Annotated in this window: 26 protein-coding genes; all 26 read right to left on the minus strand. The window is 25.1% G+C overall.

The window, feature by feature from the left end:
* Nucleotides 1-23: 23 nt before the first annotated feature.
* The 26 genes from yihA to era all read right to left on the minus strand — a co-directional run bounded on the left by yihA (nucleotide 24) and on the right by era (nucleotide 23,237).
* Nucleotides 24-605, minus strand: a complete 582-nt coding sequence (gene yihA, locus AWT72_RS03085) for a ribosome biogenesis GTP-binding protein YihA/YsxC (RefSeq protein ID WP_067140654.1) — start codon at nucleotides 603-605, stop codon at nucleotides 24-26.
* Between the two features lies 1 nt (nucleotide 606).
* Nucleotides 607-1,170, minus strand: a complete 564-nt coding sequence (gene coaE, locus AWT72_RS03090) for a dephospho-CoA kinase (protein ID WP_067140658.1) — start codon at nucleotides 1,168-1,170, stop codon at nucleotides 607-609.
* 34 nt (nucleotides 1,171-1,204) lie between these two features.
* Complete coding sequence (gene tnpA / locus AWT72_RS03095; protein WP_067140661.1) at nucleotides 1,205-1,639, minus strand: IS200/IS605 family transposase; 435 nt, start codon at nucleotides 1,637-1,639, stop codon at nucleotides 1,205-1,207.
* Nucleotides 1,640-1,648: 9 nt separating this feature from the next.
* A complete protein-coding gene (locus AWT72_RS03100; RefSeq protein WP_067140664.1) occupies nucleotides 1,649-2,182 on the minus strand; it encodes an adenine phosphoribosyltransferase in 534 nt (177 codons plus the stop codon).
* The gene (locus AWT72_RS03105; RefSeq protein WP_197407597.1) at nucleotides 2,175-2,924 is read right to left on the minus strand and encodes a hemolysin family protein; all 750 of its coding nucleotides are present in this window, start codon (nucleotides 2,922-2,924) and stop codon (nucleotides 2,175-2,177) included. The genes AWT72_RS03100 and AWT72_RS03105 overlap by 8 nt, the downstream gene beginning before the upstream one ends.
* 136 nt (nucleotides 2,925-3,060) lie before the next feature.
* Nucleotides 3,061-4,017, minus strand: a complete 957-nt coding sequence (locus tag AWT72_RS03110) for an alpha/beta hydrolase (RefSeq protein WP_067140670.1) — start codon at nucleotides 4,015-4,017, stop codon at nucleotides 3,061-3,063.
* Nucleotides 3,998-4,867, minus strand: a complete 870-nt coding sequence (locus tag AWT72_RS03115; protein WP_067140684.1) for a bifunctional 5,10-methylenetetrahydrofolate dehydrogenase/5,10-methenyltetrahydrofolate cyclohydrolase — start codon at nucleotides 4,865-4,867, stop codon at nucleotides 3,998-4,000. The genes AWT72_RS03110 and AWT72_RS03115 overlap by 20 nt, the downstream gene beginning before the upstream one ends.
* Nucleotides 4,868-4,888: 21 nt before the next feature.
* Nucleotides 4,889-5,386: a dihydrofolate reductase gene (locus AWT72_RS03120; RefSeq protein WP_067140762.1), complete on the minus strand. Its 498-nt coding sequence runs from the start codon at nucleotides 5,384-5,386 to the stop codon at nucleotides 4,889-4,891.
* Nucleotides 5,387-5,388: 2 nt separating this feature from the next.
* Nucleotides 5,389-6,216, minus strand: coding sequence for a thymidylate synthase (gene thyA / locus AWT72_RS03125; RefSeq protein WP_067140687.1), 828 nt, complete (start codon nucleotides 6,214-6,216; stop codon nucleotides 5,389-5,391).
* Nucleotides 6,217-6,242: 26 nt separating this feature from the next.
* Nucleotides 6,243-6,911, minus strand: coding sequence for a redox-sensing transcriptional repressor Rex (locus AWT72_RS03130; RefSeq protein ID WP_067140691.1), 669 nt, complete (start codon nucleotides 6,909-6,911; stop codon nucleotides 6,243-6,245).
* The gene (gene fmt / locus AWT72_RS03135; protein ID WP_306765420.1) at nucleotides 6,904-7,833 is read right to left on the minus strand and encodes a methionyl-tRNA formyltransferase; all 930 of its coding nucleotides are present in this window, start codon (nucleotides 7,831-7,833) and stop codon (nucleotides 6,904-6,906) included. The genes AWT72_RS03130 and fmt overlap by 8 nt, the downstream gene beginning before the upstream one ends.
* Before the next feature lie 7 nt (nucleotides 7,834-7,840).
* Entirely contained in the window at nucleotides 7,841-8,347 is a 507-nt protein-coding gene (def, locus tag AWT72_RS03140) for a peptide deformylase (protein WP_067140699.1), read from the minus strand.
* A gap of 12 nt (nucleotides 8,348-8,359) precedes the next feature.
* Nucleotides 8,360-10,291 carry a replication restart helicase PriA gene (priA, locus tag AWT72_RS03145; RefSeq protein ID WP_067140701.1) on the minus strand — a complete coding sequence of 644 codons (1,932 nt, stop codon included), beginning with the start codon at nucleotides 10,289-10,291 and terminating at the stop codon, nucleotides 8,360-8,362.
* A 10-nt stretch (nucleotides 10,292-10,301) separates the two neighbouring features.
* The gene (locus AWT72_RS03150; RefSeq protein WP_067140703.1) at nucleotides 10,302-12,323 is read right to left on the minus strand and encodes a PASTA domain-containing penicillin-binding protein; all 2,022 of its coding nucleotides are present in this window, start codon (nucleotides 12,321-12,323) and stop codon (nucleotides 10,302-10,304) included.
* The gene (gene gatB, locus AWT72_RS03155) at nucleotides 12,320-13,750 is read right to left on the minus strand and encodes an Asp-tRNA(Asn)/Glu-tRNA(Gln) amidotransferase subunit GatB (RefSeq protein ID WP_082680520.1); all 1,431 of its coding nucleotides are present in this window, start codon (nucleotides 13,748-13,750) and stop codon (nucleotides 12,320-12,322) included. Before gatB ends, AWT72_RS03150 begins: the two co-directional genes overlap by 4 nt.
* A gap of 14 nt (nucleotides 13,751-13,764) precedes the next feature.
* Nucleotides 13,765-15,201 carry an Asp-tRNA(Asn)/Glu-tRNA(Gln) amidotransferase subunit GatA gene (gene gatA, locus AWT72_RS03160; RefSeq protein WP_067140707.1) on the minus strand — a complete coding sequence of 479 codons (1,437 nt, stop codon included), beginning with the start codon at nucleotides 15,199-15,201 and terminating at the stop codon, nucleotides 13,765-13,767.
* Nucleotides 15,202-15,221: 20 nt separating this feature from the next.
* Nucleotides 15,222-15,506: an Asp-tRNA(Asn)/Glu-tRNA(Gln) amidotransferase subunit GatC gene (gene gatC, locus AWT72_RS03165; protein WP_067140710.1), complete on the minus strand. Its 285-nt coding sequence runs from the start codon at nucleotides 15,504-15,506 to the stop codon at nucleotides 15,222-15,224.
* Between the two features lie 14 nt (nucleotides 15,507-15,520).
* Nucleotides 15,521-16,210 carry a pseudouridine synthase gene (locus AWT72_RS03170; RefSeq protein ID WP_067140713.1) on the minus strand — a complete coding sequence of 230 codons (690 nt, stop codon included), beginning with the start codon at nucleotides 16,208-16,210 and terminating at the stop codon, nucleotides 15,521-15,523.
* Nucleotides 16,200-16,748: an SMC-Scp complex subunit ScpB gene (gene scpB / locus AWT72_RS03175; protein WP_067140715.1), complete on the minus strand. Its 549-nt coding sequence runs from the start codon at nucleotides 16,746-16,748 to the stop codon at nucleotides 16,200-16,202. Before scpB ends, AWT72_RS03170 begins: the two co-directional genes overlap by 11 nt.
* Nucleotide 16,749: 1 nt before the next feature.
* On the minus strand, nucleotides 16,750-17,799 hold the full coding sequence (locus tag AWT72_RS03180; RefSeq protein WP_067140768.1) for a rod shape-determining protein: 1,050 nt from the start codon (nucleotides 17,797-17,799) through the stop codon (nucleotides 16,750-16,752).
* A 10-nt stretch (nucleotides 17,800-17,809) separates the two neighbouring features.
* The gene (locus AWT72_RS03185; protein WP_231724045.1) at nucleotides 17,810-20,245 is read right to left on the minus strand and encodes a DNA translocase FtsK; all 2,436 of its coding nucleotides are present in this window, start codon (nucleotides 20,243-20,245) and stop codon (nucleotides 17,810-17,812) included.
* 113 nt (nucleotides 20,246-20,358) lie between these two features.
* Entirely contained in the window at nucleotides 20,359-20,706 is a 348-nt protein-coding gene (locus tag AWT72_RS03190) for a hypothetical protein (RefSeq protein WP_067140718.1), read from the minus strand.
* An 8-nt stretch (nucleotides 20,707-20,714) separates the two neighbouring features.
* Nucleotides 20,715-21,377, minus strand: a complete 663-nt coding sequence (locus AWT72_RS03195) for a response regulator transcription factor (protein ID WP_067140725.1) — start codon at nucleotides 21,375-21,377, stop codon at nucleotides 20,715-20,717.
* 10 nt (nucleotides 21,378-21,387) lie between these two features.
* Nucleotides 21,388-21,987 carry a peptidylprolyl isomerase gene (locus tag AWT72_RS03200; protein ID WP_067140728.1) on the minus strand — a complete coding sequence of 200 codons (600 nt, stop codon included), beginning with the start codon at nucleotides 21,985-21,987 and terminating at the stop codon, nucleotides 21,388-21,390.
* Nucleotides 21,987-22,352, minus strand: a complete 366-nt coding sequence (locus tag AWT72_RS03205) for a hypothetical protein (protein ID WP_067140731.1) — start codon at nucleotides 22,350-22,352, stop codon at nucleotides 21,987-21,989. Before AWT72_RS03205 ends, AWT72_RS03200 begins: the two co-directional genes overlap by 1 nt.
* A 3-nt stretch (nucleotides 22,353-22,355) precedes the next feature.
* Complete coding sequence (gene era, locus AWT72_RS03210) at nucleotides 22,356-23,237, minus strand: GTPase Era (protein ID WP_067140734.1); 882 nt, start codon at nucleotides 23,235-23,237, stop codon at nucleotides 22,356-22,358.
* Nucleotide 23,238: the final 1 nt, after the last annotated feature.

Below are 23,238 nucleotides of genomic sequence, written 5' to 3' on the forward strand. Positions count from 1 at the left end.
TATGTTACTTTCCATTACCTATATTATTCTCCCAAACATTCTCCAATAAATTCTAGTAACTCATCTTTACCAGTATTATTTAGTGATGAATGGAAAAATACATCTTCATTACTAAACTCTAATTTTTTTCTTATTTCTTTTAATTGTTTAAATCTTTGATTATTAGATAACTTATCATTTTTAGTAAAAATTATGTAATATTCTATGTTATAATGTTCTAGCCATTCTAACATTTGCATATCTTCTTGTGATGGTATTCTCCTAATATCTAATAAAAGAAATAGAATTTTATCTCTTTCACTTGTTAAGTAATTTTCAATAATTTTACCCCAATCTTTTTTTACAGCAATTGGTACTTTTGCAAATCCATAACCAGGTAAATCAACAAATAAAAAACTATTATTTATTTTGAAAAAGTTTACTAATTGAGTTCTACCAGGAGTTTTACTAGTTCTCGCTAAATTCTTTTTATTTGTCAAAGAATTTATTAAAGATGATTTACCAACATTAGATCTTCCTATAAATGCAAATTCTTTTTTTAAATTTTCAGGATACCCTTTTATATTTACTGCTGATATTACAAATTCTGCTTTTTGTATTCTCATTTTAAAACTCCTTTTCTATTTGTTCTCTTAATTTTTCAATACTATTTGAACTATCTATTATTATATCAGATTTTTCTTTTTTTATCTCAATATCAAATTGAGAATTTAAAATATTTTCTGCTTCTTTTATTGTTTTTTTATCTCTTTTTAAAATTCTTTCTAACTGTAACTGTCTAGGTGCATAGGCTAAAATTATTTTATCAAAATATTTTTCAAGATTTAATTCAAATAATAAAGGTACTTCAATAACTAAAATATCATCTTTATTATTTTTTATTATATTTATCATTTGATTAATAATTTTTTTGTGCATAATATTATTTAATATTTCAAGTTTATCTTTGTCAAAAAATACAATACTTGATAATTTTTTTCTATCAATTTTATTATCAGTAGTCAAAATATTTTTACTAATTTTTTTTAATATTTCATTTTTAATTTCTTTATTTTCTAATAATTCATGTGAAATATTATCTAAATCCACTACTTTAATATTTCTTTTTTTCAATTCATTTAATATAGTTGACTTCCCAGTTGCTATACCACCTGTTAATCCATATATCATTTCCATCTCCTAAAAAAAAAGCATTTCGCTTTTTTTAAAAATTACAGTCTTTTGTATGTTCGTGATGTAATTCATCGCATTTAACCATTTCTTCTAAATAATGTAGAACAAGATCTTTTGAATTAATTCCTACTGTCATCAAAAAATAGTTTGCTTCCCAAAGGGCTGAACCATTTAACATTATTCTTATTTTTTCATAATTATTTTTAATTTTTCTACTACTTGCACTTTTAAATGCATTTATAAACTTATATAGATTACTTGTTGGGTATGCTTCAAATTTAAAATGCATATGATCTTTACCAAAATGTACATCTTTAAAAATAATTTGATAATTTTCTGAAATATTTTTAAATGTTTCTGTTGCAAATTTTACAATTTCTTCTTCAAAAATAGGTGTTTTGTTTTTACTTACTAAGACTAATTCATAGTGAAGTGAAAAACTTGAATGATTGTGTTCTTTAATCAAAACTTCCTCCTAATATTGCAGTATAGAATATACCTTATGATTTTCTCCTATAACTTCTCTACCTTTTAAATCAACTAATTCTATTAAAAAGGCCAATTCATATACATTAGCTCCAGCTTTTTCAACTAAATTAACCATTGCCTTTGCAGTACCACCTGTTGCTAATAAATCATCAATTATTAATACTTTACTATTTTTTCCCAAAGCATCTTTATGAATTTCTAATACATTTTTACCATATTCTAATGAATATTCCTCTTTTAAAGTTTCAGCTGGTAATTTACCTATCTTTCTTGCTGGAACAAATCCTGCACCTATATTATAGGCTAATGCAGCACCAAATATAAAGCCACGAGCATCTGCACCTAAAACATAGTCTATTCCTTTATCTTTATATCTATTTGTGAAATCTGATATGATTAATTCTAAACCTTTTTTATCTTTTAATATAGTTGTTATATCTCTAAATAAAATTCCTTCACTTGGAAAATCAGGTATTGTTCTCATTAAATTTTTTAATATTTTAGTGTTTTCACTATTCATTTGCATTACCTCCTAAATTTAAAAGAATTATTTTTACTTTTTTTATTCTTTTATTTTCTGATTCTAAAACTCTTATTATATATTTTTTTTCGTTTATTTGATCATTTACTTTTGCAACCTTACCTAAATTATATTGAACATACCCTGATATAGTATCATATTCTTCAGAAACTGGTAGCATAATATCTATCTCATCATTTATTTCTTCTACAAGGGTTTCTCCTTGTATTTCAAATATATTATCTGCTATTTTTTTTATCTTATCTTCTTCTATATCGTATTCATCTCTAATTTCACCAACAATTTCTTCTAAAATATCTTCTATTGAAACTAAACCTGCTGTACCCCCATATTCATCAATAATTATAGCAATATGTTTTTGATTAGTTTTAAATTCCTCAAGTAATTTATAAATCATTTTAGTTTCAGGCACATAAAATGCTTTTTTCACATAGTTTGATATTTTTTCATTAGTATCAGCATTTAATATATCTTTTATATATAATATTCCTTTAATATTATCTATATTTTCCTCATATATAGGTATTCTAGAAAATCCTTGTGCAATAATTTCATCAAGTACATCTATTAATTTTTCGTTCATTTCTAATGCAAATATTGATGTTCTAGGTGTCATTATTTCTTTTACAGTGGTATCAATAAATTCAACCATATCATTTTTCATATTTTTAATATCTTCTTCATTAGAAGATTCATTAATTTCCATTAATTTCTTATTCATATTATGTATTTTTATGTATAAAAGTATAATTAGTATGATTAAAATAGCAATAATTATGAGGTAGTAATTCTCTTTCATTTTTTTATTTCTCCTTTTTTAATCGTACAATATATAGTACGACATTTCAAATAATTTTTCAATTATTATTTTTCTTCAAAAATTCATAAACCCTATCAACAGTATCTCTTGAAGTTCTAAATTGTACTATTATTTGGAAATCATGAAATAATCCAGAGATACTAACCATTTCTACTACTTTTAATTTATTAGCTAATATTAATGAATCATCATATAACACTTCTTCTTTTCCAACTTCTATGTATACTGGTGGAAAACCTGAGAAATCTCCATTTAACGGTGAAATATAAGGATGGGCTTTATCTTTTACATTTTTATAATAATCATTGTCTACTAATAATTTTTCAAATTCATAATTTTCGTCATATGGATTTCCAATAAGTATATCTTTTCCTTTATTTCTTATTCTACTATCTACACTAAATGTTATGTCTAAAAATGGCGAGTAAAGTATTATAGCATCTACTAATTCTTTTTTTTCATCTTTTCTTTTAAGTAATGTTGATAATACTAAATTTCCACCTGCCGAATCTCCTAACATTACTATATTTTTATATTTTGTTTTCAAATATTCTAAACCATTTTCTACATCAATGTTAGCTTCAGGATAAATACTTTTTGGTATTAATCCATAATTTACAAAAACTATATCATATTCATCGTTTACGTCTAACATATATGTAGCCATAGTTCTATATACATTAGATAATGGATAATAATATGCTCCACCATGTACCCAATATATTACCTTATCATTATTTTTATGTTTGGGTTTAAACACTTCAAATTTAGTATTTTTATATTCAAATGTCGAATATTCTGTTCTGCTATTACCTTTATACACTTCTTCATTATTAGCAATTTTACGTCCAATTTTTAGGACATTAATTTTAGGTATTATGTTAGTTTTATTTATAAAATTAATTCCTATTTTAGCCTCATTTTCTAAATTTATCATAGTACATGAAGTTGTACTTATAACTAGTAATGTAATGCTAATCAATATTTTTTTCATTTATATTCCTTTCAAATCCCTCAATTATATTTTCCATTAAACATGCTACTGTAACTGGACCTACTCCTCCCGGAACTGGTGTTATATATTTTACATTTTGATTGTCTATAAGTTTATCAAAAGCAATATCACCACATAATTTACCATTATTATCTCTATTAATTCCTACGTCTATTAGAGTAACTCCATTTTTAAATTTGTGTGTTTCATTTATTAAATTTTTATAACCAGCAGCAGCAATTATTATATCTGCATTTTTTATTTTGTCATCTATATTCTTAGTTTGCCTATGACATGTTTGCACAGTAGCAGACATATTAGTTAGCATCATTGATAATGGTTTTCCTACTATATTACTTCTGCCTATTATAACTACATCAGATCCTGCAATAGGTATATTATGTGTGTTAAGTATTTTTACAACAGCATTAGCAGTTGCTGGCTTTAAACCATCTTTACCTAATAACAATTTTCCTATATTATTTGGTGTAAAACCATCGACATCTTTTTCATCATCTATATATGAACAAATTTTAATTTGATCCATATGAGCTGGTAAAGGAAGTTGTACTAATATTCCATCTACTGTTTTATCATTATTAAATTTTTTTATTAAATCTATCAAATCATTTTCAGAAATATTTTCATCTAAAACTATTGTTTTTGGTTTTATACCTATTTTTTCACATGATTTTTCTTTATTTTTCACATATATTCTAGAAGCATAATTGTCTCCAACCATTATAACAACTAGCATTGCATCTCTTCCACTTTTTTTCACTAATTCATCATATTTGATTTTTAAATTTTCAATACAATCTTGTGCTATTTTTTTACCATCTATTTTCATTTCTTCTCCAATATTCTTTAATTACAATGTATTAAATTTATATACATATGCTACAAAATCAGCAAATTCTTTTTTAGAATAAATTTTATAACCCAAGTCATTAATGTTAGGTAAATATAAAGGATTTTCAGCACTTTTCACTTCAACATTATCGTTTAATACTGATAAATAAATCTCATCAAATATATAGTTTTTAAGGAAATATTTATATATAGAATATCCCCCACATACAAATATATTTTTATTTTTTAAAGATAACTTCTCAATTAAATCAGTAATATCTATACCGTCTTCCAAAATATAAACTTCTCTATCTTTTTTTATTAGGTTTAACGGAACATACTTTGCTGTATTAGAGCCAAATAAAACAATATTATTAGTTGTTAATGACTTAAAATACAAAAGTTCTTCTCTTACATTCCATAATAATCCATTTCCGTTTGGTTTTAAATCCCCTATCAAATTATCTTTTGTAACACAAACTACCATTTTTAATTTTTTATAATATTTTTTATCTATCATTAGATTGCTACCTCATATTTTATTTTTTCACCATATTCATAATTAATTATTTCAATATCTTCTGGTTTAAATTCAAAAATATTTGTAAAATTATTAATTTTAATTTTTGCTGGCGAATATGTATTACGATTAACTTGTTCTAATAATTTTTCATAATGTCTATCATATATATGTAAATTATGAATATTATATATAATATCTGCTGGTTCTAAATTGCATTCTAATGCTACTAGTTTATGTAAAATTGAATATTGAAATACATTGGCTACTAATCCAAGAGCAATATCACAACTTCTCTGTCTTACTTCAAGATATAACTTATTATTTATAATAGACCACTGAGTCAAATGTACACATGGAGTTAAAGCCATATCTTCTAAATCATTAGGAATCCATATCTCAGTCATTATTCTTCTACTATTAGGATTATTTTTTAATTCTCCTATAATATAGTCAAGTTGTGATTTGTATGAAAAAGTTTTTTTGGCAATTTGATAACCGTATGCTTTACCAATAGTACCATCATTTAATTTCCATTCATTCCAAAATTTACATCCTAATTTGTTTAATACATCTACATCATTGGATTGCATAATCCATATCCAGTATAATTCCCTTATTGGTGATTTACTTGGAGCAAATCGTGTAGTTATTAAATGTGCTTCATCAGTAGAATTATCTAACCTAAATTGATAACCTATATAACTTTTATAATGAGCAGGAGTTCCATCAGCGTATTTAGTTCTAACAAAACCGCTTGACCATACTCCTTTTTTTGCTACTATTTCTACAATTTCTTTATATATCAAGTCAAATTTTGATATCATATTATTTCACTCCATTATTTATTCATCTATTTATTTTCGTATTTTAATTTATTATATTTTCTCCAAAAATTAAGTTCTTGTAATTTTAATGAAAAATCAACTTCTACTGATGCAACATAGTCAGGTTTAACTATTTTATAACTAGTTAAATTTAAAATTGCTTTTATTCCAAATTTCATAAGTGTATCTGCTATTTTTTGAGCAACTTCTTTATTTACTGCTAATATTGCTTTCTCAATTTTTTCTTCTTTTAAAAATTGTTCCAATTTTTTGATATTTAATACTTCAATATTTAAATTAGGTATTTTAGTCCCAATTTTTTTAGGATCTTTATCAAATACTCCTACAATCTTAAAGCCTTTACCTAATACATCAGCATTGGCAGCCAACATAGAACCCATATTCCCGTAACCTATTATTACAAGTTTACTTTCTTCATCAATTACTAGAATATGTTCAATTATTTTTATTAACTTTTCTATATTATACCCTTTAGAACGTACACCAAATTCTCCAAAAGTAGACAAATCTTTTCTAACTTGTGATGAAGTGGTATTCATCTTATTTGCTAATTCTACTGAATTAACATTATCTTTTTCTTTTCTTATTTCATTTAAAATTCTTAGATATTTCGTTAATCTTGTAACCATTTTATCTGATATATCTTTTGAACTATATTTTATATCATTAATCATTTAAATCATCTCCAACACATATTTTTCTTCCATTTATTAAATCTATTCCAGATTGTATTTTTTTACCTTCCATTTGAATAGTTTTTAATAATAAAGCTCCATTTTTACAAGATATTATAGGTCCATTTTTTGTAAATTCTACAACTTTCCCAATACTATCATACATAGTTTCAATTTTTTTACTTTCATATATTTTTACTCTACTGCCATTTAATATTGTATATGCACATGGCTTAGGATTTAAAGCCCTTATTAAGTTAAAAATATCTTCTTTATTATTATTCCAATTAATTTTAGTCTGTTCTTTCGTTATTGGTTTTACAATTGTTGCAAGACTATCATCTTGTTTTGTTCTAGTTTCAGTACCTAAAATTAGTTTATCTATTGCCGTTTTTAAAACCATAGGTGCTATTTCAGATAATTTATTAGTCAAAGTTTGTAAATTATCTTCTTCTAAAATTTCAACTTCTGCTTTTTCTAACATATCTCCTGTATCTAAACCAGCATCTATCATCATTATTGTAACACCTGTTTTAGTATCTCCATTTAGTAAAGCATTATGTATAGGTGATGCTCCCCTATATTTAGGTAATAATGATGAATGAACATTTATTATTCCTAGTTTAGGTATATCAATGATTGATTTTGGTATAATTTTACCATAAGCAGCAACCACTATTAAATCTGGCTCTAATTCAATTAGTTTATCTATCACTTCTTTACTTCGTATATTTTTTTCTTGTATACATTCTATATTGTTTTCAATAGCATATTGCTTAACCGGTGAATATATAATCTTATTTCCCCTTGAATTTAATTTATCTTCTTTAGTAAATATTGCTAATAAATTTGTATTTTTATGAACATATTCCAAAGAACTTAATGCAAATTCGGGTGTTCCCATAAATATTGTTTTTATCATGACTCACCTAAAACTTTCTTGGTCTTGAATTTTTTTTAAGTAATGCCAATTTTTTTCTTATTAAATTCTTATTTAATGGCGAAATTCTATCTATAAACATCATTCCATTTATATGATCATTTTCATGTTGAAAAGCCTTAGCCCATAAACCTTCTAAAACTTCTTCTACAACATTGGCATTTTCATCTAAATATCTTACTCTTATTTTATCTGGTCTAGGGACTTTTTTGTATATACCCGGTATAGATAAACAACCTTCATCCATTTCAACATCTTCTGATAATACTTCTAATATTTCTGGATTTATACATTTTTTAATTATTTCATCTATTTCTATTACAAAGTATCTTCTATCAATAGCAACTTGGTTTGATGCTAATCCTATTCCATTAGCAAGCCGCATAGTTTTTACCATCTCATCTAATGTAACTCTCAAATCATCATTTATTTCCTCAATTTCTAATTTTGTTGAAACCGTTCTTAATATTTTTTCTTCATAAACCTGTATATCCAATTTTATCCCCCTTTATATTATTGTTGTTGGATCAACATCAACTAATAATTTTGTTCCATTATTTAATTTTAATTCATTTATTATGTTTACTAAATTTTGCTTTACCTTTCTTTCATTTTCTTTAATAAAGAAAATATTTATAATTTTTCTATATCTTTCAGATACTTTATAAATGTATGCATCTGCGACGTCATATATAGTAGCAATATTAGATATTTTTTTAAGTATTTGATTATATAATATTATAGATTGTGTTGTAAGTCTAGTCTCATTTTTATCAGATAATATAATTTTTATGTTTTTACTATATGGCGGAAAATTTAAAGCTTCTCTATATTTCATTTGCTTACTGTATATATACTTATAATCATTTGAAATAATAGATTTTATTAAATCAGAATTAGTATTAAAAGTTTGTATTAATACTTCTCCTTTTTTTTGGGCTCTACCTGCTCTACCTGATGCTTGTGTTATTAACTGATAAGTTTTTTCTTGTATTTTATAATCTGCAATAGCCGACATTTGATCTGCATTTATTATGCAAACTAATGTAACGTTAGGAAAATGAAATCCTTTTGCTATCATACTAGTACCTATTAAAATATCGTATTTTTTATCTAAAAATTCATTATATGCTTTTATTATTTTATTATTTGTATTCATAGTATCAGAATCCATTCTAAGAATTCTGTTTTCATCAAATAATTCACATATTTGTTCCTCTAATTTTTCTATACCATAACCTATTTTTTCAATGTTACTGCTAGAACATTTTGAACATATATTTTTAAAATTATAAGTATTTTCACATTGATTACATTTTAAAATATTCTTTTTTGAATAATACGTTAATTTATATGTACAATTTAAACATTCCATAATGAAACTACAATCCATACATTTTACTATAGTAGAATACGCTTTTCTATTAAGTAATATCAAAACTTGTTCATTTTTTTCAATTTTAGATTTTATTTCATCTATCAATGGCTTAGTTAAATAAGTATTTTCATTATTTAAATCTATTAATTTAAATGTTGGCAAACTTGCACCACTATATCTATTCTCTAATATATGTTCTTTAATTAATCCTTTTTGAACTTGATAATATGTTTCAAATGATGGTGTAGCACTACCAAGTATCAACTTTGAATTTTCTATCATGCATCTTTTTATTGCAACATTTTTTATATGATATCTTGGTCTGTTTTCTTGTTTATAAGTATTTTCCTGTTCTTCATCAATAATAATATATGCTAAATCTTTCATTTTAGTAAATATTGCTGATCTAGTTCCTAATAATAATTTTCTATTTCCCAGTTCTAAATCCATAATATATTGCTTTTTCATTTTAGCAGATAATTTACTATGCCATATTGCTATTACATCACCAAACATATCCTCTAATTTATTTAAAAATTGAGGTGTTAATGATATTTCAGGAACTAAAAATATACAAGATTTACCTTCATTTATTGCTTTTCGTATTAATTCAATGTATACTATTGTCTTTCCACTACCTGTAATTCCTCTTATTAAATGAAATTTATCATTTGAATTTTCTATATCTCTAACTAAATTTTCTTGTTCACTATTTAATGTATATTTACTTTCATATTTTTTCGCTTCTTTAACTTCAATATTAATATCATCACTAAATTTATTTTGTTCTATCAATGGTATTAAACTTGAATATGGTTCTAAATAATATTCATGAACAAATTTAACAAGTTGAAATAAATTATCATCAAGTTTTTCATCTAAAACTTCTATAATTTCTTTTATTTCAAAGTTAGATTTAAAATTTTGTGATTTTGATACTACTATTCCTTTTGTCTTTTTATTTGCAAAATCTACTAAACAATATGTACCAAGTTTAATATCTTCATTAGATTTATAAGTAAAACTTACACTTCTTTTTCCAATTTGTAGATTATAGTACATATTTTAACTCCTATCTTAATTCAAGTTTTATTTTAGTATTTTCATCTATTTTTGTTCCTTTTTCAATGTTTTGATTTATAACATTTCCACTACCTGTATATTCAATATTAAATTTATCAAAAGGATTAATATTAATTAAATCTTTTAAACTAATACCAACTAAATCAGGCATTACATTATTTTCAAAATCAATTTTTGCATTATTTATTTTTTCAATATCTGCATTTACTCTTTTTGCTTTTTTTATAATGTTATTTTTTACTTCATTTGTTTGTTCTTTTGGTGCAATAAAATCAGGTTTTATTCCTTTATATTTTATTAATTTTTGTAATATTTCTCTTGCTGGTGGAAGTGCTACTGCTGCACCATAATATGCTCCATGTGGTTCATTTACAGTTATAAGTATTGAATACTTTGGATTATCAGCAGGTAAGAATGCAAAAAATGATGAAAAATATTTACCTTTTTGATATCCACCAGGTCCTGCTTTTTGTGCAGTTCCTGTTTTACCACCTATAGTGTAACCTGGTATAGCAACTTTTCTACCTGTTCCAGTAAGTACAACGCCTTCTAACATTTTTCTTATCTTAGCAGAAATTCTTTCATCTATAGCTTGTGTTACTACTTCAACTTTATTTTCTTTTATTATATTCCCACTTTTATCAGTAATCTTATTTACTAAATGTGGTTTTAATAATTTACCACCATTTATTGTAGTATTTAATGCATTTAACATTTGCATTTGTGTCATAGATATACCTTGACCAAATGATACGTTAGATTTTCTTACTTCACTAAATGATTTTAATGGGAATAGTTTACTTGTACTTTCGAAATAAGTGTCAATTCCAGTTTTAGAATTAAATCCAAATTTTAGCAAATAATCATAAAATACTGAATTATCTAACATTGCTCCTATTTTAACTAAGGCTACATTCCCTGAACTAGCTATTACTTGTGATAATGTTAAATCACCTTTAGTTGTTGAATCATGATCATGTATTATTCTATCTCTAACCTTTATAAAACCATCAGAATGAATTATTGTATTTTCATTTATCAAACCTTCTTGTAATGCAGCGGCTACTGTAATTGGTTTAAATATTGAACCTGGCTCAAATAAATCAGTAATATTTCTATTTTTTATATCTGCTTTATTATCTGAATATGGATATGAACCCATTGCAATTATATTTCCAGTTTGTGATTCCATTAATATACCCATAACAGATACAGGTGAATATTGTTCATATGTTTTTTGTAGTACGTCATCTAATGCAAATTGCATTACAGTATCTATATTTAAATGTATATCGTTACCTGCTTCACTTTCTTTTAATATCTCACTATCAATTAAATATGGTAATGTTGCTCTTTTTAATTCTTCAGTATTTACTGCTGGTAAAAATACTCTTTTAATACCGTCAGTCCCTTTTAAATATTCGTCATAATATTTTTCTAATCCATAAACTGCTTCTGTTTCGCTATTAAGATAACCAATTATATTTTGAAAATCTTTACCTTCTGTTAAATATCTTTTTGATATAGTTTCAAAAAATATCCATTTATTTCTACTAACTTTTCTATATGAATTCATCAATATATTTTTAGAATTTAAATCTATTTCTTCTTTAATAGATAATAATCTCTTATTTTTCTCTTTCTTTTCCAAGATTTGAGATTTTAAAGTTTCTTTATCTATACTTAAATGTTCTTTTAATAATTCTACTGCTTCATCTACCTTATCATCAGGTATATTTATTGGGTCTAGTAATATAGCATATTTTTCTATATCAAATGCCAATTTTTGCTTATCTGATGATATTATACTACCCCGTTTAGCGTGAATACTTTTATTTTCATATTTATATTTTTCAACTGTTTTTTGCGCATTTGAATAATCAATAATTTGGTATTTAAATAATGTTAAAATATAAAATAACATAGCAAATAGTATTGCTAATATATATATTGCCAATATTGTATTTACCTTTATTAATTGTGCAAAAAATTTCAAATATCTTTTTATCATTTTTGTATTTCCTTATTAATTAAATCTGTTACTAACTTAGGATTTGCTTTTCCTTTTGATAATTTCATAGCTTGTCCCATTAAATGTTTCATTGCTCTATCACGACCATTTTTAAGATCAAGCACTGCTTCTGGATTTTCAGACAATACTTTTTTTACTAGTTCTTCTATAAATCCTGTATCTGTAACTTGTACTAAATTATTATCTTTAACTATTTTTTCAGGATTATCTGCATTAGTTAACATTATACTAAATACTTCCTTTGCTATTTTTGAACTAATTGTATTATTTTCAATTAACATTATTAACTTAGCCAATCTATCAGCACTAATATTAAAATCGTCAATATTTTCATTTTTTTCTTTTAATACTCTCAATACTTCTGTTAATATCCAATTACATGCTAATCTTGGATTATTTGTAAGATTTACAACTTTTTCAAAATAGTTCGAAAGTTCTAATTCACTTACCAAAGATTTTGCTTCTAATTCAGGTATATTATATTCATTTATAAACCTAATTAATTTTTCATCAGCAAATTCTGGCATAGATTCTTTCATTTTTTCTAATCTTTCATCTGTGATTATAACTGCAGGTAAATCAGGGTCTGGGAAATATCTATAATCCATTGCATCTTCTTTAGAACGCATAACTCTTGTTACACCATTTTCTTCATCCCATAATCTAGTTTCTTGAACTATACGACCACCTTGTTCTAAAACTTCTATTTGTCTATTTATCTCATATTCTATTGCTTTGACTACTGCTTTAAATGAGTTTAAATTCTTTGTTTCTGTTCTAGTCCCTAATTTAGTTTCCCCTTTTTTTCTAACTGAAACATTAGCATCACATCTAAGTGAACCTAGTTCCATACTAACATCACTTGCTTTTGTATATTTTATTCTTTCTTTTAATGCATTAAGATATGCATATGCTTGTTCTGAATTTTGTATTACTGGTCTAGTTATTATTTCTAATAAAGGCATTGATGCTCTATTAAAATTTAATAAACTTTCATTAGTAGTATGTATGCTTTTAGCAGTATCTTCTTCTATTTGTATTCTTTCTATCTCAACATTAAATTGCTTACCACTATTAGTAACTACTTCTAATTTCCCATTTTGAGCATATGGTTTATAAAATTGTGTAATTTGATAATTTTTAGGTGAATCAGGGTAGAAATAATTTTTTCTATCAAAATAACTCACTTTATTTATTTCGCAACCTAATGCTAGGGCTGCTTTAATTGCATAATTTAATACTTCATCATTTAACTTAGGTAATGCTCCAGGTTCTCCAATAGATGTAGGTGTTATACAAGTATTTGGATCTTCTAAATCATAATTAGCACTAGCACTACACCATATCTTAGATTTAGTTTTTAATTGTATATGTACCTCTAAACCTATCACTGATTCATAATTCATTTTATTAATCTCCTTTAAAATTCTGGATATATAAATTCTCCTCTTATTTTTTCATATTTATTTGCAACATTTAAAATTAAATCTTCTCTAAAATAGTTTCCTATTAACTGCATTCCAACAGGAAGTCCATCTACTTTTGAAATAGGGACTGATATAGCAGGTAATCCCGCTAAACTTATGGAAACAGTATATATATCTGATAAATACATAGCAATAGGATCTTTAATTTTATCACCTTTTTTAAAAGCAACAAATGGCGAAGTTGGTGTTAATATTAAATCAACTTCATTTAATGCATTAACAAAATCTTCTTTTATCAATCTTCTAACCTGTGATGCCTTTTTATAATATGCATCATAAAAACCAGAACATAAAACATAATTACCTATCATTATTCTTCTTTTTACTTCTGCTCCAAAACCTTTACTTCTACTTTCAACATACATATCTTCAACATTTTCACTATTTTTTCTTATTCCATATCTTACTCCATCAAATCTTGCTAAATTAGATGCTGCTTCAGCTGATGAGATAATATAATAAGTTGAGATTGCATATTTTGTATGTTTTAAATTAATTTTTTTGAATTTGACTCCTAATTTTTTTAAATTTTCTATTGCTAATTCTATACTTTCTTTAATTTTAATATCTAAATCTTCTGTGAAATATTCTTCAGGTAATCCTATTACTAAATCTTTTATATCTTTATCTAGTAAATTAGTATACTCTGGTACAGGCATATTAGAACTAGTTGCATCTAATTCATCGTAACCTGCTATTATTTCTAGTAATGCTGCAATATCAGCAGAATTTCTAGCAAGTATTCCTATTTGATCTAATGATGATCCAAAAGCCATAAGACCATATCTAGATACTCTACCGTAAGTAGGCTTTAGACCAACTGTTCCACAAAGTGCTGCTGGTTGTCTAACACTACCACCAGTATCAGATCCAAGTGCAATAAAGGCTTCCTTTGCAGCAATCATAGCACTACTTCCGCCACTAGAACCACCAGGTATTCTATCTAAATCAAATGGATTAGATACTTGCTTTATACTTGAATTTTCATTAGATGACCCCATAGCAAATTCGTCCATATTGGCTTTACCAAATGGAATTATACCTGCTTCTTTCATTTTCTTTACTACAGTTGCATCATAAGTTCCTACATAATTTGATAATATTTTAGAAGCTGCTGTTGTTTTATCACCTTTTGATACTATATTATCTTTAAGAACTACTGGCACACCATATAATTTTGATATGTTTTTATCTGTTATTAATTTTGCTTGTTCCAAGGCTTTATCTAAATTATAATCAACATAAGCACCAATCTTATTATCAATACTTTCAATTCTATCAACTAACGCAGTTAAAACTTCTTCTTTTGATAAAGTTCCTTCTTTTATTTTCGCGGCTATTTCTAGTGCTGAATAATCATATATGTTCACTTTATTTTCTCCCCTTTAAATTAACCTACTATTTTAGGTAATATTATAAAATCTTCATCTTTTTCAGGTGCATTACTTAAAAAATCTTTTTTATCTACTGTATTTTTTACATTATCTATTCTTGTAACATCAGTTATTTCATTTATGCTATATAAAGGCTCTACATTAGTTACATCCACTTCATTTAAGTTTTCAATATGTGATAATATTTTATTCATAGACTCATTTATATTTTTTAATTCTTCATCATCAAATTTTAATTTAGATAATTTTGCAATTTTTAAAGTTTCTTCTCTACTAATCATAATATTAAACCTTTCTATAAACTTTTCAAGTATTTTATTTCATCTACAGTAAGTTGTCTATATTTACCAACTTCTAGTGAACCTAATACTAATTCTCCAATTTTTACTCTTTTTAATGATTTTACATTATATCCTAGTATTTCTACCATTTTTCTAATTTGTCTATTTTTACCTTCAAATATTGCTATTCTAATTTCAGTTTTTGCTAATTTTTTAACTTTACAAGGTGCAGTTCTATAACCATCTACGAATACACCATTTCTTATTATTTCCATGTGTTCTTCTGTCATTTCCTTATCAAGTCTTGCTATATAACTTTTATATAGTTTCTTACTTGGATGCATAATATGGTTATATAAATCTCCATCATTACTAATTATTATAAGTCCTTCTGTCATATAATCTAATCTACCATATGTAAATAGTCTCTTGTTTGATTTAATTAGTGATATCGCCGTTGTTCTACCAAATTTATCATCACTAGAACATATTACCCTTGTTGGTTTATTTAAGATATAATATTCAAATTGATTATTTTTATATTTTATCTTTTCTCCATCTAATCTAACTATATCAGTTTCAGTAACTATATCACCTTTTACAGCAATTCTATTATTGATATTTACTCTTCCACTTTCTATTAATTCATCTGCTTTTCTTCTCGAACAAAAACCTGATAATGCAATATATTTATTAATTCTCATCTATATCATTTTCACTTTCTAATTTATTTAATGAACTTAGCCATTGTGCTTTATCTAAGTTCATTAGTTCTTCTCTATTTTCTAATCCAATATAACCATAAAAATTCTCTGTAACCTCATATAACTTAGGATTTCCAACAGATTTTCTTCTTTCATTTGAAACAATTAATTTCTTTTCTAATAATAATTGTACACTACTGTCAACACTTACACCTTTAATATCTTCTATCTCAGATTTAGTCATAGGTCCTTTAAAGGCTATGATAGTAAGAGTTTCCATACTAGATTTACTTAATTTTTTAACTCTAACACTAGGATTAAAAAATTTAGTTATTACTTCTCCATACTTTGGATTAGTTACTATACTTACAAACCCATTTTTTATTATTATATTTAATGCTTCATCTTTTTTTTCTTCTTGCAATTCTTTTAATATATCTCTAAATTCATCATTAGAAATGTTATAAAATTCTGTAAATTCTGTGATAGGTATACTTTTATCACTCATAAACAGTAATGCTTCTATTTCCTTTTTCATTTTAATACTCCACATGATCAGACATAATTAAATCTTTATATTTTTCAGTATCTTCTAAAATTTTAGCAATACCATTTATAACTGCATGTATTGCATTTTCAGAAACAGTAACTTTTAATTTAAATTCTTCTTCAATTCTCTTTTTAAGTATTCTTATATTTGCTCCACCACCTGCTAAAAATATTCCAGTTTCGTATATATCTGCAGATATTTCAGGTTCTATATCCTCTAATGCTAACTTAATATTATCTATTATTGCATTTATTTTATTTGAAATTGCAATATCAACCTGTGTTCCCACTATTTCAATAGATCTAGGTAAAGAATTTTGTGTTCCTATTCCCCTTATCTCAAATTGTTCTTTCTCATTTTGCGAACTATTTGCCTTAATTTTTAAAAGTTCTGCTGTCTTAATTCCTACTAATATACTATATTGCTCTTTTATGAATTCAACTATATCTTGATCTAAATGGTCTCCTGCAACCCTAATTGATCTAGATATAGAAGAACCCCCTGAAGATATGAAGGAAATTTCAGTTGTTCCTGCACCTACATTAACTATTAAATGCCCTTTTGGTTGAAAAATATCTATTCCAGCACCAATAGCAGCTACTATTGGTTCTTCAACTAAATATACTTCTTTTGCTCCTGCATCTAAAACTACATTAAATACAGAACGTCTTTCAACCTGTGTTACTCCACTAGGTACACATACTATAACTTTATCAGGACTTTCATTCTCTTCACTAATTCTTTCAAAAAATTCTTCTAGCATTACTAATACTGCTTCATAATTTGAAATTACTCCATCTTTTAAAGGTCTTATTATATCTATATATTTTGGAACTCTTCCCGATATTTTTTTAGCTTCTTCTCCTGCTTTATCTAATTTATCCGTTCTATTATTTTTTGCAATATATGTTGGTTCATCAAGTACTATTCCTTTATCTCTAACGTATATTACAGTATTTGCAGTTCCTAAATCTATTCCAACTTCTTTTAAAGTTCTATTTTTAAATAAAGATTTTTTTAAGTTTTTTAATATTTTCATTTTGTTCTCCTTATAAATTTGTTTTATAACCATTTTCATCTAAAATTCCATTTTCTTTTAATGACTGGAATAAATTTTTTGCCCTATTAAATCCTAATTTTAGATTAATTTGTAACATATTAATTGATACTCTATCTTCTGCTTCATCAACTAATTCTATTGCTCTTTGGTATAATGGATCTTGAAGATTTTCTTCTTCATCTTTTGGTGTTAATATGTCCATATTATATTCCACTTTTTTATTAGTTTTTAATAAAGCAGTTAAATTTTGAACTTCATCATCAGATATAAATGCTCCTTGTATTCTCTCTAATTTTGATTGCCCATTTTCTAATATCAACATATCTCCCATACCTAATAATTTCTCTGCTCCTGGTTGATCAATTATAGTTCTTGAATCTATTTGTGATCTTAGTGCAAATGATATTCTACTAGGTAAATTGGCTTTTATCATACCAGTTATTACATCAGTTGATGGTCTTTGTGTTGCAACTATTAAATGTATTCCAACTGCTCTTGCTTTTTGTGCAATACGGGCAATAGAAACTTCAACACTATTGGCTGAAACCATCATTAAATCGGCTAACTCATCTATTATTACAACTATATATGGCATTTTACTAGTTGGCATAAGTTTATTATATTGTTTTATACCCCTAACACCTATTTCTGCTAATTTCTTATATCTCTCATCCATTTCAACGACTGCCCATTTAAGTGCTATTGCTGCTTGCTCTGGATTTATTATTACAGGTACTAATAAATGTGGTATACCATTATATGGCATAAGTTCTACCATCTTAGGATCTATTAATATAAACTTAACTTCATCATCAGTTTTTTTAGATATTAAAGTTGAAATTATAGTATTAATTGCAACACTTTTTCCTGAACCTGTTTGTCCTGCTATTAATAAATGCGGCATTTTTGCTATATCAATTATTTTATCTTTTCCTATTATATCTTTACCTAATACTACTCCTAAATCTCCTTTATCAAGTTCATCACTATGTATTAAATTAGAAAAATATACAGTTTCTTTTATTTTATTTGGTGTTTCTATTCCAATAGTATTTTTACCTGGTATAGGTGCTTCAAATCTAACGCTATGAGCTGATAAACACATACTAATTTCATCAGCCAAAGAAGTAACTTTTTTTACTCTTGTTCCTGATGGTATAGTAATTTCATAACGAGTAATAGTAGGTCCAGTAGCATAATCTACAACTTTAGCATCTACCCCATAATCTGCTAAAACTTTTTCTAGTTTTTCTATATTTTCGTTTATATATTTTAGCATTTCTTCTTTTTCAACTTGATCCATTTTTTTGTATGTAAATACTTCATTAATAGATTTTTTTAATTCTTCTCTTTCTAAAATTTTATTATTTCCTGTATTTTCAGTTTTAATTTCATTTACAGGTTTTATAATATTAGGTTCAACTTCTTTTTCAATATGAACTTCTTTTTTTTCAACTTCTACATTAAATTTAGTATTATCTATTTTAATTTCTTTTTTAGAAATAATTTCTTCTTTATTTTCTTCTTCAATTTCTTTATCAAGTTCTAGTTGTCTTTTTCTTAATGCTTCTTCTTCTTTTGTTCTATTAATATGTTTTACATATTCATCCCATTGCTTTTTCTTTTCTTCAAAATCATTTTCAGAATAATATTCAGTTTTATCAAATAATCCTGTCTTAGGTTTTTCTGCTAACTTAGTATTTAATTTTTCTTTTGAAATATTAACAAACATATTTTTCAAATTTTCTTCTTTTTGTCTTTCTGCTCTTCTTCTTTCTTCTTCTTCTATTTTTCTTTTTGCTTCTAATAATTGTTTTTTCTTAATATATTCTTCACTAGAATAATAATTATATGTAGATTTAATAATTATATGCAACATTTTTATAGGTCTTATAAATACTATTATTAAAAGTATTATAGATAGCATCAATATTAAGTATTGATATTCAATGCTATTATTAAAGTTATATAATGGTATAGAAGATAATGCACCTACTAAACCTGCACCTTTACCATCAAAAGCATTTTCAATTAAACCTCTTCCAGATTCAACCATGCCATTTACATTATCGGTTCTAACTACACTTATTGTTTTATATGAAGACATCAATACAAAAAACATTAAATATGTAAAACCTTTTTTAAATCCTATTTTTAATTTATAAAAATATGAAAAACTTAAAATTAATAATGTTACTATTAATACATATAACATACTTCCAAATAATAACTGCGTATATGTGTATAATTTATATAATAATTCATTTATAGTTGATTTATTTACTATAAAATGCTCTTCAAATATTGAAATATATATAATTATACTTGAAAAAACTAGCAGTATAATTGCCTTAATTATTTCAAAAAACCTAGTGTTTTCTCTTTCTTTTATTCTTTTTTCCATTTTTGATATTTTCTTCTTCATTTTTAACCCCTAAATACATAATTTTACTACAATATCATACCATAAAAATGAAAAAATTTAAAGTTATAACTTATTTAATTTAAAATAAAAACTACCACATGGTAGTGATAGTTTTATTTTTTTCTATATTGTATATACATTACTGATACAAAATGTGTTATTAACATGTATGCCACTGTTACGACATATAACTTGGTAGAGTTTACATATTTCAATATTTGCAGTGTCAGTGATATTAAACATGCTATAATATCTATTATTATTACTACATATGTTACCCTAGCTGCTAATAAATTCATTTCATTCCAATTCTTAATATTTTTTTTAGAATAAATTGTTCTAAAACCTCCTTTTGGTGGTATAACTTTGTCAGTAGCTGCTTTTTTATAACTTCTATAATAAATTATAAGAGCAATTGGTATAATTAATTGTATTAATGCATTTCTTAATAATTCGTTCATCTTATCTCCTAATTTTTTAAAATATAGCCTGCTCCCCTAATAGTATTAATTAATTTCACACTATTATCTTTATTTATTTTTTTTCTTAAATTATTTATGTAAACATCCACTATATTACTGTTAAATCCATAACCAAAATTCCAAATATTTTGTATAATTTTATCTCTGCTTAATAATTTATTTTTATTTTTCAAAAAATATTCAAGTAATAAAAATTCTTTATTAGTTAATTTAATTTCAATATTGCCACGCTTTACTTCTCTTGTATCTATATTTAAAACTAAATTGTCAATTTTAAAAATATTATCTGTATTATAACTGTATCTATTAATAATTTTTTCTATTGCTTTTATTTTAAAACCTAATTCATCTATTCCTAATTTTTGGTTGTATAAATCATCTATTCCCTGATAATACTTATTAATTCTATTTTCAAATGATAAGTTATTGTATATACCTAATATGTATGCTCTATCATTTGATAATCTAATTTTATTTATAATATCTTTTGAATCTAATAAATAATCTAAATGAAGTATTATCAATTTTGAATTATAATGCAATATTTTTTCTTCATCATTTACACTATCAAATGTATATTTTAGTTTAAAAAACATTTTAGTATATTTTTTTAATATTTTTTCGTCTTTTGTGTATAATAATATTTTCAAACATATACTCCTATTTACTTAATATATTACTCCATTCAGCCACTTTATCTTTAAAGTTATCTAAAAATTCTTCACTCTTAACACCACTTATTACTATTTTATTTATTCTATCTCCTACTGTTAAACTATTAACTGTAATTAAGTCATCAGTGCTTTTTAATGAACCAAATATAGTGTATGAACCATTAAGTCCTGTCATAGGTATTTTTGTTATAAAGAATTGTGAACTACTTGTATTTGGACCTGCATTAGCCATTGCTAACATTCCTTCAGTTGTGAATTTTAAATAACCGTCAAACTCATCTTTAATTGTATAACCTGTTCCACCTGTACCATTACCTAGCGGATCTCCACCTTGTACTACTTCTGCTTCTACTCTATGAAATGATAAGTTATCATAGAAACCATTTTGTGCTAAAAATACGAAGTTAGCAACTGTCTCAGGTGCTGCTTCTGGATAAAGGAATAAATTAATATCACCTTTATTAGTTATAATTTGTGCTTCTAATTTATATGCTTCAAATTTTTGAAATTCTTTTCCTTTTTTTGTTAAATTTGTACATGATACCGCTAATAATAAAATTATTATTAAATTTAAAATCTTTTTCATTATCTTCCTCTACTTTCTAAATCAATTTGATATTCAACATTTATTATTTTATTAAAGTCATAATGATATATATTAAAGTTAAAATCTTTTACTTCTAACTCTAATTTATCTTTATAAAAACTTTTACCTGATACAATTTTATCAAATATCACTAATAATAATATGTTTTCAGATTCACCTTGAACAGCTTCAACAAATTTTACCATTCGTTTAGGATGAATACCTAAAGCTGTTTTCAATGCACCTTCGAACGCTTCTTCACTAATTGTTACCTCATATAATCTATAAAGAACTTCAGGCATTACGATTCCAAATAATATTTTAGCTTGACTATTGCTTATATTTTTAAACTTTATAATTGCCATATACTATTTATACCCCATTTCTTCTATAAATTTCTTATTTTTTCGCCAATTTTTTTTGACTTTTACCCATAATTGTAAATTAACTTTTAAATTAATTAGTTCTTCTATTTCTTTTCTAGATTCTATACCAATTTTTTTAATAAGGCTTCCATTTTCTCCAATTATTATTCCTTTTTGTGAATTTCTTTCAACATATATTGTTACGTCATAATGTCTTATAGTTGATTTAGTATTAACATTGGTTATTTCCACCACAACACTATGCGGTATTTCATCTCTAGTACTTAATAATATTTTTTCCCTTATAACTTCAACAACTATTCTGTTTACAGGCATATCCGTATAATAATCTTCAGGGTAAAACCACATGTCAGATTTAAAATATTTTTTAGTCTCATCATATATTTTATGAATACCTATACCATATTCTGCTGTCATAGTTATTATATTATCAAATTCCCCTAATTTCTCAGATACTTCCTTTTTCTTTGTTTCAATGTCATTATCTGTCATTTTATCAATTTTATTGATTATAATAATACAAGGGGTTGAACTAACTTGTCTTATATTTTCTGCTACAAACATATCTCCAGTTGAAATTTCTTGTGTTCCATCTAAAATAAATAATATAACATCAGATTCTTCTAAGGTTTTTAAAGCAGTTTGTGTCATAAATTTTCCAAGTAAATTTCTTGGTTTATGTATACCTGGTGTATCAAGAAATATATACTGTGTATCATTTATATTTGTAATTCCTCTTATTTGTTCTCTTGTTGTCCCAGATTTATCTGAAACTATTGCTAATTTCTCTTTTATTAATTTATTCATTAAAGTTGATTTACCAACATTTGGTCTACCAACTAATGATATATATCCTGCTTTCATA

Origin of the sequence: Oceanivirga salmonicida, from assembly GCF_001517915.1 — a bacterium.
Lineage (GTDB): Bacteria > Fusobacteriota > Fusobacteriia > Fusobacteriales > Leptotrichiaceae > Oceanivirga > Oceanivirga salmonicida.

Bases quoted from the DNA above. Each gene is read 5' to 3' on its own strand.
- gatC (WP_067140710.1), bottom strand. From the start codon at position 15,506: ATGATTAGTAGAGAAGAAACTTTAAAAATTGCAAAATTATCTAAATTA.
- AWT72_RS03110 (WP_067140670.1), bottom strand. From the start codon at position 4,017: ATGAAAAAAATATTGATTAGCATTACATTACTAGTTATAAGTACAACT.
- fmt (WP_306765420.1), bottom strand. From the start codon at position 7,833: ATGATAAAAACAATATTTATGGGAACACCCGAATTTGCATTAAGTTCT.
- scpB (WP_067140715.1), bottom strand. From the start codon at position 16,748: ATGAAAAAGGAAATAGAAGCATTACTGTTTATGAGTGATAAAAGTATA.
- AWT72_RS03150 (WP_067140703.1), bottom strand. From the start codon at position 12,323: ATGATAAAAAGATATTTGAAATTTTTTGCACAATTAATAAAGGTAAAT.
- AWT72_RS03190 (WP_067140718.1), bottom strand. From the start codon at position 20,706: ATGAACGAATTATTAAGAAATGCATTAATACAATTAATTATACCAATT.
- AWT72_RS03130 (WP_067140691.1), bottom strand. From the start codon at position 6,911: ATGATTAATGATATAAAATATAGTTCAAAAGATATATCAGATAAAATG.
- AWT72_RS03205 (WP_067140731.1), bottom strand. From the start codon at position 22,352: ATGGCAATTATAAAGTTTAAAAATATAAGCAATAGTCAAGCTAAAATA.
- AWT72_RS03100 (WP_067140664.1), bottom strand. From the start codon at position 2,182: ATGAATAGTGAAAACACTAAAATATTAAAAAATTTAATGAGAACAATA.
- AWT72_RS03180 (WP_067140768.1), bottom strand. From the start codon at position 17,799: ATGAAAATATTAAAAAACTTAAAAAAATCTTTATTTAAAAATAGAACT.
- AWT72_RS03170 (WP_067140713.1), bottom strand. From the start codon at position 16,210: ATGAGAATTAATAAATATATTGCATTATCAGGTTTTTGTTCGAGAAGA.
- yihA (WP_067140654.1), bottom strand. From the start codon at position 605: ATGAGAATACAAAAAGCAGAATTTGTAATATCAGCAGTAAATATAAAA.
- AWT72_RS03115 (WP_067140684.1), bottom strand. From the start codon at position 4,867: ATGAAAATAGATGGTAAAAAAATAGCACAAGATTGTATTGAAAATTTA.
- gatB (WP_082680520.1), bottom strand. From the start codon at position 13,750: ATGAATTATGAATCAGTGATAGGTTTAGAGGTACATATACAATTAAAA.
- AWT72_RS03105 (WP_197407597.1), bottom strand. From the start codon at position 2,924: ATGAATAAGAAATTAATGGAAATTAATGAATCTTCTAATGAAGAAGAT.
- thyA (WP_067140687.1), bottom strand. From the start codon at position 6,216: ATGATATCAAAATTTGACTTGATATATAAAGAAATTGTAGAAATAGTA.
- AWT72_RS03185 (WP_231724045.1), bottom strand. From the start codon at position 20,245: ATGAAGAAGAAAATATCAAAAATGGAAAAAAGAATAAAAGAAAGAGAA.
- AWT72_RS03200 (WP_067140728.1), bottom strand. From the start codon at position 21,987: ATGAAAAAGATTTTAAATTTAATAATAATTTTATTATTAGCGGTATCA.
- era (WP_067140734.1), bottom strand. From the start codon at position 23,237: ATGAAAGCAGGATATATATCATTAGTTGGTAGACCAAATGTTGGTAAA.
- priA (WP_067140701.1), bottom strand. From the start codon at position 10,291: ATGTACTATAATCTACAAATTGGAAAAAGAAGTGTAAGTTTTACTTAT.
- coaE (WP_067140658.1), bottom strand. From the start codon at position 1,170: ATGATATATGGATTAACAGGTGGTATAGCAACTGGGAAGTCAACTATA.